Raw genomic sequence first — 10,490 nt, forward strand, 5'->3', positions numbered from 1 at the left:
TCCACAAGTGTGAAAGCTTTAACCTTAGCTTTTTTCAAGAATGTCATCATTTTTTTCATTTTAAAAATTTACCTCCATATTTTGATACACGGGCATGAGCATTGCCGCATAAAGTAAAACGATAATCAGTGCCACAAAGATAAAAACCAGTGGCTGCACAAAATTCATGGTGCGATTGACTCGGGTAAAAAAGGCCTCCCAAGTTTTTTCAGCATAGATTTCCAACTCACTACCCAGCTTGGACTTGACTTCCCCATATTCAATAATCAAGCTCAACTCCTTCTTAAAGAATGGATATGTCGCTATCGTCTGAGAAAATTCCTGACCATTTTGTAAGGATCTAGCTAGATTTTGACCGATTTCTTTAAAGAGATGAGAACCCTGTTCCTGCATGATCTGAAAAATCTGCGTCAGCTCCATTCCCTGTGAAATCATATTCCCCCATTCACGCGCATAATAGGCTGTCAAATAGGTCTGCACAAAGATTCCAAGAAAAGGAAGGCGTGCTAGGATAGAAAAGACGCGCATCTTAGAACTTCTTTTATAAAAAGTTAGTGCTAAAAGGACACCTACTGAAACAAGGCCTACCATTCCTAGAAAGATTTGTGGCAGATTGCCGATAATTTGGGTGGCAATATTGCTACTATCCAGTTGTGGTAGTAGATAGTTCCGTAGCCCCAGCATGATTAAAAGAAGAAATCCCAGTAAAATCAAAGGATAGGTCGCTACTTCAATTAATTTTTTCTTGATCTTGGCCAGATTGTCTAGATACTCTTCTATCTTTCCCAAACTCAGGTGGAGATTTCCATGGACTTCCGCTAGGGATAACTGAGTGACAATGGCACTTGAAAATCCCAAACCTTCCATCATTTCTGAGAATGATTTCCCCTGAGACAAGCCCGTGCGCATCTGGGTCACGCACTGCTTGTCCAACAAGGCACTCCTATCTAAAAAGGAGATAGTCTCCACTAGATGAAAACCGCTGGAAAAGAGATTATTAAATAAGGTGATGATATTTTTTTGCTTAGCTGTAGCTAATTTTTTCCGTTTCAGCCTGAAGACTTGTGATATGTCCATCTTTAAGAAACTGGTCAATCTGTTTATTCCAGCTAGTTGGCTGGTGTTCTTGATAGTCTTTGTTTGCAAAGTCAATGATTCCTCCTCCCCCGATTAATCTCTGGTAGCAGACTCCTTGCAGAACGACTGCTAATTCCTCCTCACTCACACCCAACTCCAGCAAGCGCTCATAAACACCTCGGATACTCTTGGCATGAATGGTTGAAAAGACTGTCGCCCCTGTCAAACTGGCTCTGACCACTGCACGCGCCGTTTCGCTGTCTCGAATTTCTCCGATAATCAAGAGATCTGGTCGATGACGTAGGGAAAGTTTGATGAGATTTTCATAGGTTAGTCCAATCGCCTCATTCAACTGCAACTGAAGCATGTCGTCCTGCTTGATTTCTACCGGATCTTCTATGGACATAACTTGCTGTCCTTTAAAGAGAGACTTGGCCAATTCGTGCATCAAGGTCGTCTTGCCACTTCCAACTGGACCAGCAAAGAGATAGAGACCACGTTGCCTGTACCGCTTACCCAATTCTTCAATATCCTGAAACCAAAAATGCAAGTCCTGCTCCTCATCATGCAACAAGCGGATCACCAGACTCTCCTGCCCTCGATAATCGCCTACAGTAGATAGACGTAGAGACGCCATCTTTTGGTCATAGGCATAATCACAGGAACCAAGTTGACTACGTCTCTTTTCTCCAACATTCATACCCGCCACAAACTTAAAGTGACTGATGACAGCCGCAAACTTTTCAAAATCATAAGAACCGATTTTACAGCGCTCATCTCCTATCCTCATATGAAGCTCATAGGCGTCTAACTTGGGGACAAAATAAATGTCTTGCGCCCCTTTTTTCCGAGCCGAACGAATGATTTCTTGTGCAATTTCTTGAACCATACTTACCTCCTCACCTATACTATTCGCAAAAATTGGGAAAAATAAAAAAAGCAACTCCAAAAAGTTACTTTTTCTCTATTTTAATTTCATACGGCAAGAACGGTGCCTTTCCTTACCTGTTTGTTTTTCATAGCCTGGACGTAATTTTTCATCTGGGATAACCTGCTCATCCTGCAAAAGAGCCAAAGAATGGTATTGTTGTAAATACTCATCACATTCATCACACCAGCGTTGATCTTCTGGATCCCAAAAAATAGTCATCAAGTCACTTCTACTTTTATAAAGAGGGGATTCTTGTTCCAATCTAAACCAGCAAGTTTTGTAGTATTTGAGAGCATCATAATACTGGTCAAATTTCTTACTTGCTACAATGTCTTCTTCCCAACCTTCTAAGAACCACCACGGTTCAAAATCTCCGTACATTTCTATAACACGATACATATTCATTCATTCCTTTGTACCGTATATTATAACCAATTCCGCCAGACAAGAAAAGAAATATGCTCATTTCTTAATTTCCAGATAAAAAATCCAGCCATCTTATGATGACTGAATTTCTATTTGCTTATGTTCCAAAATCTTGTTACTACCTAGGCTTCCGAGATATCGTTTTCGATAATGACCTTGATTGCATGGTGGTCTGCTGCCTTACTGAAGACTTCATAGGCTTTTTCAATTTCACTTAATTTGAAATAGTGAGTTACCAATTTTTCTGGTTCAATCTTATGACTTTCAAGAGCTTTCAACAATTGTGGAGTTGTATTTGTAGATACCAAACCAGTTGTTACATTGATGTTGCGAATCCAAAGTTTATCTAAATCGAATTCAACTGGTTTACCATGTACACCACAGTTAGCAACTGTTCCGTCTATACCGATAATCTTTTGACAGAAATCAAATGTTGCAGGAATACCAACAGCTTCGATAGCAACATCTACACCACGACCATCTGTCAAATCATAAATTTCTTTAATTGCTTTTTCAGGGTCTGAAGAATTAACTTTATGAGTCGCACCAAATGATACAGCAGTTTCCAAGCGGTTATCGTCTAAGTCCACCATAATCAATTTAGCTGGTGAGTAGAATTGAGCTGTTAAAAGAGCAGCCAATCCAACTGGACCTGAACCAATAATGGCTACACTACAACCAGGTTCTACTTTCCCTTTCAAGACACCAATTTCATACCCAGTAGGCAAAATATCTGATAGCATAACCAAGGCTTCATCTGACAAGTCTTCTGGAGTATGGTAAAGAGTGTTATCTGCATGAGGGACACGTAAATACTCAGCCTGCATACCATCAATCAGGTGACCGAAAATCCAGCCCCCTTCGTCTTCACAGTGGGCATAAATTCCTTTTTTACAGTAGTAGCATTTACCACAGGCACAAACACAAGAAATCAAGACCTTGTCGCCTTTTTTGAAGTTCGAAACTCCTTCTCCAACTTCTTCAACAATCCCAATTCCTTCGTGACCAAGAATGGTACCACTTTGGCAAGCAGGGACATCCCCTTTGATAATATGGAGGTCTGTTCCACAAATAGTAGTTTTTACGATACGCACAATAGCGTCTGTTGGCTTGCGAATCACTGGTTTGTCAACGTCAACAAAAGAAGCAAGTCCTGGTTTAACATAAGTATAGGCTTTCATAAAGCACTCCTCCTTTTTTTATTTGTACTGTTTATAATATAATTGTAAGCCTTTTCATTTGCTTCTTCAAGTGTTTTTGTGATTTTTTTAACTATTTTATTTACCAGTAAAGCAATATAGATAAAAAAGCAGAAGCTAGTCTGCTTTCATCCTTAACAAAGAGAAATTTCACTACTCCATAAGAACTTTCGATTAACATCAAACGACTAAACAAAAATGATATTACTGATAGATGGAGAATATTCTTCTATATCATTGAAACACTAGGACATCCAAAACAATTGCACTTTCAGTAAATTTCTATACTAAAATTACGAATAATCTTTGCAATATTATCTAAGTTGCAATATATATTAGACATTTTACTAACAATTTTTATAATATCGTTTGTCTTTAAGAGCACAATAACGGCCTTGCTTCTCACTTAACGAGATTCAAGACCGTTATTTAAGATTTTTATTTTATAGCTCTATCTTCTACTATTTGATTGTGTTGAAGATGAACTTGATGTACTGCTAGAGCTACTACTTGAGCTTGGTGTAGATGAGAAACTACCAATAATACTTGACCAAGCATTTTGGTAATCTGCTTCACTTCCTCCAATAGCAAAGTGATAGCTTGTCGTAGGAGCTCCCGTCTTGGTAGCCCAATAGCTCGTTACAGTAGAACCTGAAAGATCCACTGTTCTTCCATTAACGGATACTTTGCCAGGCTTCTGCCCTGTTGATCTGAGGACCTGAGATTGAGTCACACTAGAATCAAGATTAAAGCGTTCATTGCCCCAAACACCAGGCTCAGCCTGTTGGATAGCATTGACCAAGTGGGCCATATATTTGGCATTTCGATAATGCCCAGCCCCCTTAGCCATTGGACGGTTGTCATCATGACCTAGCCAACCACCTAGAGTCAATCTTGGCGTCGAAAGCATGAGCCACATATTTTCATCTTCATTGGTTGTACCAGTCTTACCAATCCAGTCTGCACGAGCTAAGCTTGAATTGATAGAAGCCAAATCCGTTTGGAAACTTGAAGTGATCCGAGATGAAATCACCTCACGAAGCAAACTCTGCATAATCGTTGCTGTTGCCTTCGAATACACTTGAACTGGTTTGTCTTGGAATTCATAGATTACTGTGCCATCAGATGATTCAATCTTAGAAATCACATGTTTCTGATGGTAGACACCGTTATTAGCAAGTGTTTGATAACCATTGGTATGCTGGGCAACTGTAACTTCAATACCACCCCCCATAGGCAGACTTTCGATACCGTACTCTGGAATCTCGTAACCCATTTTCTCCATATAGCTCTTAACATCGACACCTTTTTCACGAAGCATGCGATAAGTCCAATAGGCTGGAATATTCCATGAATAGTTTAAAGCATCACCCAAATTGACCATATCTGTGCCTTTACTACTACCATGCACAATCGGACTACCATTTGCAAAATTTGTAGGATAATTTGACAATATGCTAGCACTTCCCATCAAACCTTGATCAATGGCAATTCCGTAGGCCAGCAAAGGCTTGGTTGTAGAGGCTGGTGAACGCTTGGTGTCAAAGGCGTGATTGTTTTGGTTAGTCTGGTAATTACGACCACCAACAAAGCCTAGAACAGCCCCCGTTTTATTGTCCATCAAAACATTCCCTACTTCAGGCTGCCCAGTCGAATCATCTACCAAATGACCATAGTTAGCAACTGCATTTTGCATGGCCGCATGGATTTTTTTATTGATCGTTGTAGTGATTTTGTAGCCACCATTACTTAGTTCCTGCTCAGCTCTCTCATGATAAGCCTTTCGAATCGCTTCATTTTTCAACTCTTGGTTAGAGACATTGTCCTGTCGAACTAAATAATCATACATACGGTCTGTCGCTTCAGCCATAGCTGTAAAGTAGAGATAATCCCTCGAAACAACATTGACAGTTCCTGATGGCAAGAAGTCTTGTTTGAGATTATAGTCCTTGTACTGGTCGTATTCTTCCTGAGTCAGAGCACCCGTGCGGTACATGTTGTAGAGAACATCCTTGGCCCGCTTCAAACCAAGTTCTAAGTCTTCATCACTCTTTAACTCTCCAGTATTTTCATAAGGAGAATAAGTAATCGGACTCTGTGGCAAACCTGCTAGGAAGGCAGCTTGGGGAATACTCAACTTGTTGGCATCGATACCGAAAATCCCTTCAGCAGCTTGCTGGGCACCTGCAATATTCTGCCCTTTATGATTTCGACCAAAGGGAGCAACATTGAGATAAGTCGTCAAGATTTCATCCTTACTCATACTACGTTCCAAGGCAAGGGCATCAACAATTTCTGTAGCCTTACGAGCCAAAGTCGGAGCATCTCCAACCACTTGTTGCTTGATTAACTGTTGAGTCAAGGTCGAGCCCCCGCTAGATGAGCCCAAACCTGCAAAGGTTCCCAATGTCGCCCGAATCACAGCTTTTGGCACAACCCCGTTATGTTCAAGAAAATGTTCATCCTCTGTAGCAACGATAGCCTTTTTGAGATTGTCCGATATTTCCTCAGATGAGACAGAAGTTCTCAGTAAATCACTCTCGATAGAAGCAATGACACTCCCATCTGCGTAAACAATTTCTGAGATGGAAGAAATATTTTTAACCTGCTTGACCAAGTCCTCCGATTGGGGAACCTTGGCCTTGTCAAACAAAGCAACTCCATAACCAAGAGCTACACCAGCACCAAAAAGCCCACCGATAAAGCCTAGAATAAAGAGAGTATTCAGAATGCCCTTAATAGCAACTAAAATGCCACCTAGGATAGCCAGAACTTTCCCACCTGTCCCATCCGACTTCTTCACTTCTGAGACTTTCTCTGACTTTTTATGATTTATTTTTGATTTTACTCGCTGGAAAAATTCCAGCATTTTTCGTTTTAATTCATTTAATTGATTTTGCATGGATTTCCTCACTGTAACTATTATACCATAAAAGGGAAACTTTCAATAAAATAGCCACTTTCTTCCCTATTCTACTAGGCTATTGCCCAAGTTTGTGATACAATAGATAGAAACAATATTTTTAAAAAGGAGAAAAGACATATGCACATTTTTGATGAGCTAAAAGAGCGTGGTTTGATTTTTCAAACGACTGATGAAGAAGCTTTGCGTAAAGCCCTAGAAGAAGGTCAAGTTTCTTATTATACTGGCTATGATCCAACTGCTGACAGCCTTCACCTAGGTCACCTTGTCGCAATCTTGACAAGTCGTCGCTTGCAGCTAGCAGGTCACAAACCTTATGCGCTCGTTGGCGGTGCTACAGGTCTCATCGGAGATCCGTCCTTCAAAGATGCTGAACGTAGTCTCCAAACAAAAGACACAGTAGATGGCTGGGTCAAGTCTATCCAAGGACAACTTTCTCGTTTTCTTGACTTTGAAAATGGGGAAAATAAAGCTGTCATGGTCAACAACTACGACTGGTTTGGCAGCATCAGCTTCATTGACTTCCTCCGTGATATCGGAAAATACTTTACTGTCAACTACATGATGAGTAAGGAGTCTGTGAAAAAACGGATCGAAACAGGGATTTCTTACACTGAGTTTGCCTACCAAATCATGCAAGGTTATGACTTCTTCGTCCTTAACCAAGATCACAACGTAACGCTACAAATCGGTGGTTCTGATCAGTGGGGAAATATGACAGCTGGTACTGAATTGCTTCGTCGTAAGGCTGATAAGACTGGCCACGTTATCACTGTTCCACTGATCACAGATGCAACTGGTAAGAAATTTGGTAAATCAGAAGGAAACGCAGTCTGGCTCAATCCTGAAAAGACTTCTCCATACGAAATGTACCAATTTTGGATGAACGTTATGGACGCAGACGCTGTTCGCTTCTTGAAGATCTTTACTTTCTTGTCACTTGATGAGATTGAAGACATCCGTAAACAATTTGAAGCAGCGCCACACGAACGCTTGGCTCAAAAAGTCTTGGCTCGTGAAGTCGTTACACTTGTTCACGGAGAAGAAGCTTACAAAGAAGCCCTCAACATCACTGAGCAACTCTTTGCAGGAAACATCAAAAACCTTTCTGTTAAAGAGCTCAAACAAGGACTTCGTGGAGTGCCAAACTACCAAGTACAAGCAGACGAAAACCACAATATCGTGGAACTGCTCGTCTCATCTGGTGTAGTAAACTCAAAACGCCAAGCCCGTGAAGATGTTCAAAACGGAGCTATCTACGTCAACGGCGACCGCATCCAAGACCTTGACTATGTCTTGAGTGACGCAGATAAGTTAGAAAATGAACTGACTGTTATCCGTCGTGGGAAGAAAAAATATTTTGTATTGACTTACTAAACTGTTCAACATTTACCTATAAAAAAAAGGAGTTGCCCTCGAGAAAGGTAACTCCTTTTTGCTGTTAATAACTTTCATCTATCTAGCCTTAATAGACAGGCTACGCAGTACAATGCGCAAGGTTGTTAGATTATGTAAGATAGAGAGATTTGAAGGACTGAGCCAATTAAACAAGCCAAAGCCAATCAAACTACTATTTACGACAACGGTATCTTGAATATTCTTCTTGATGAGTGTTTGCAAAGATGATGATAGCGAATCCAACTCTTGGAAGAAATCCAAGCGATTATCTAACAATAAGATATCACTCATCTGCTTAGAAATATCTGCACTCTCATTCATCACCACACCGATATCTGATAGGGTTAGAGCCGCTGAGTCATTCAAGCCATCTCCAACCATCAAAATAGTGTGACCTGCTTTCTGCAGTTCCTCTACTAACTCAAATTTTCCATCAGGTTTCAAGTCTGTATAGACCTGATCAAAGGGCAAATCTTTTACCAATTCCTCTGTTCTAACCAAGGTGTCCCCTGTTGCCAGAATCAATTTTTTCCCTTGTGCCTTAAGTTTCTCCAAGGCTGCTTTTGCTTCTTTTCTCAAAGGAGTATGAATGCAGAACATTCCAATCAATTCATTCTGATAAGCCAAGAATAAGAGATTGTAGTGACTCTTGTACTCTTCAATTAAAGCATTTTGTTCTGAACTGATATGAATCTGCTCATCCTGCATCAAGACATAATTCCCAATAAGAACTGGTTGCCCATCTATATGAGATTTGATCCCCTTGCTTGCAATATATTGGAGTTTCCCATGCATTTCCTCATGTTCAATTCCCTCTATCTCAGCTTGCTTGACGATGGCATTAGCAATAGGATGATAAATGTGTTCCTCAAGACAGGCACTGATTCTGAGAATATCTTCCTCACTATAGTCCCCAAAAGGTAACACCTTTTCAACTATAGGATAGCTAGTTGTGATTGTTCCCGTCTTATCAAACAAGAAAGTATCAACTTCCAGGTATTTCTCCAGAACATCTCCATCCTTAATCACCATTTCACGATTCAACCCCTCCTTGATAGCTGTCAAATAAGCTACAGGAGTAGAGATTTTCAAAGCGCAGGAGAAATCGACCAATAGGAAAGAAATAGCCTTAGAAAAAGAACCTGTCAATAGGTAAGTCAGCCCAGCCCCCAAGAAATTATATTTGACGACCTTATCCGCCATCTTGATGAAATAGCGTTGTTTCGTTTTCTTGTTTTCTTCAGATTTCTTCATCAACTCAATCAGTTGTAAAATACGGCTGTTCATCTGATTATCGGTTACACGAATGCGTAGCTCCCCAGTCTCCAAGACTGTGTTTGCACAAACCGAATCAGACTCTCTTTTTTCAACCGGAAAACTCTCTCCCGTCAAGGAACTTTCGTTGACCATACCTAAACCTGAAACTACTTGTCCATCAAACAGAATTTCATTTCCTTGAGATAGGACCAAGACATCTCCTATTTGAACATCGGAACTCTTGATACTAACGACTGTATCGCCCTGTGCCAAGAATACATCGCTTTCTTTTGCAAGAAGGCTTTGTTCTAAATCTGTTGCAGTTTTTTTCAAGGACCACTGATCTAAATAATTCCCCAAATCAAGCATAAACATGATGTTGCTGGCAGTCTTGGATTGGTTCATAAACAAAGACAATAAAATAGCCGAACAGTCCAAGACTTCCATCGTTAGTTCCTTACGCGCTAGTGTTTGATAGGCTTCTTTAACATATCCAAAAGCCTGATAACAAGTCCATATATAGCGAATAGGAGACGGCACAAGACTACGAAAAAGCACACGCTTAATCGCTGCACCTGAAACGATAGAATAGGCACTCTCTTCTCTACGAACAGGAAGAGTCATCAACTCAGAAACTTTCCCTTTATCAATTCTTTTTAAAAAGGCTTCTGCATTATCTAATACAGAGAAGCCTTCTTTTATACGTAGAGTAAAGTGCTGTTGATCCATGTAAAACTGGATAGACTCAATTCCCTTTTCATCTCTCGCCAAGGAACGAAGATAGTCTTGAATATCCAAGGTGAGTGAAAAAGAAGATGATAGTCGGATAAGTTGGTATCCTCTATGTAGCACTTTAAAAGACATATTATTCCCCTATAAGGCTATCTAATTGCTCTTCTTTTTTCTCTTGCTCGTACAAATATTTGGCATCTTGCAAGACATCGTCTCCATGTTGTTTCACAACAGAAACAGATGCATCTAGCCCGTCTTTCAACTTGTAAGCCTTAGCCAAAGCTTTAGAATAACCTTTTTTAGCTTCCTTACTTGCCAAGATTTTCAAACCAAGGGTACCAAATGCGACACCACCCAAAAAGAGTGATGATTTTTTCGCAACTTTTGCGACGGTTAGTACTTCTTTTAACATACTTATTTCCTCCTTATCATTATTATATAGCAATTTAGATATAAAAGCAATGTCATTTCATAAATTGGAGAATTATACTCAATGAAAATCAAAGAGCAAACTAGGAAACTAGCCGCAGGCTGTACTTGAGTACGG

The 10,490-nt window shown here is 40.2% G+C and carries 8 protein-coding genes; 1 reads left to right on the top strand and 7 read right to left on the bottom strand.

What is annotated here, in order from left to right:
- Positions 1–60: 60 nt before the first annotated feature.
- From comGB to pbp1b, 5 genes are all read right to left on the bottom strand, one after another.
- Positions 61–1,077, bottom strand: a complete 1,017-nt coding sequence (gene comGB / locus ADH52_RS03035) for a competence type IV pilus assembly protein ComGB (protein ID WP_080977877.1) — start codon at positions 1,075–1,077, stop codon at positions 61–63.
- Complete coding sequence (gene comGA, locus ADH52_RS03040; RefSeq protein ID WP_049510019.1) at positions 1,025–1,966, bottom strand: competence type IV pilus ATPase ComGA; 942 nt, start codon at positions 1,964–1,966, stop codon at positions 1,025–1,027. The genes comGB and comGA overlap by 53 nt, the downstream gene beginning before the upstream one ends.
- A gap of 75 nt (positions 1,967–2,041) precedes the next feature.
- Positions 2,042–2,407: a DUF1033 family protein gene (locus tag ADH52_RS03045; RefSeq protein ID WP_000286405.1), complete on the bottom strand. Its 366-nt coding sequence runs from the start codon at positions 2,405–2,407 to the stop codon at positions 2,042–2,044.
- Between the two features lie 149 nt (positions 2,408–2,556).
- The gene (locus tag ADH52_RS03050) at positions 2,557–3,615 is read right to left on the bottom strand and encodes a zinc-dependent alcohol dehydrogenase family protein (protein WP_049510020.1); all 1,059 of its coding nucleotides are present in this window, start codon (positions 3,613–3,615) and stop codon (positions 2,557–2,559) included.
- A gap of 469 nt (positions 3,616–4,084) precedes the next feature.
- Entirely contained in the window at positions 4,085–6,535 is a 2,451-nt protein-coding gene (gene pbp1b / locus ADH52_RS03055; RefSeq protein WP_049510021.1) for a penicillin-binding protein PBP1B, read from the bottom strand.
- Positions 6,536–6,676: 141 nt separating this feature from the next.
- On the opposite strand from pbp1b, the gene tyrS reads away from it, so the two are divergent.
- The gene (gene tyrS / locus ADH52_RS03060) at positions 6,677–7,933 is read left to right on the top strand and encodes a tyrosine--tRNA ligase (protein ID WP_000546884.1); all 1,257 of its coding nucleotides are present in this window, start codon (positions 6,677–6,679) and stop codon (positions 7,931–7,933) included.
- A 78-nt stretch (positions 7,934–8,011) separates the two neighbouring features.
- On the opposite strand, the gene ADH52_RS03065 is transcribed toward tyrS, so the two are convergent.
- Both ADH52_RS03065 and ADH52_RS03070 read right to left on the bottom strand, forming a co-directional pair.
- Positions 8,012–10,075, bottom strand: coding sequence for a heavy metal translocating P-type ATPase (locus tag ADH52_RS03065; RefSeq protein WP_049510022.1), 2,064 nt, complete (start codon positions 10,073–10,075; stop codon positions 8,012–8,014).
- Position 10,076: 1 nt separating this feature from the next.
- Positions 10,077–10,355 (bottom strand): DUF6110 family protein, encoded by a 279-nt coding sequence (locus tag ADH52_RS03070; protein WP_000910910.1) that lies wholly within the window; start codon positions 10,353–10,355, stop codon positions 10,077–10,079.
- Between the last annotated feature and the right edge of the window lie 135 nt (positions 10,356–10,490).

This window comes from Streptococcus pseudopneumoniae (genome assembly GCF_001072665.1).
Taxonomy (GTDB): Bacteria; Bacillota; Bacilli; order Lactobacillales; family Streptococcaceae; genus Streptococcus; species Streptococcus pseudopneumoniae_S.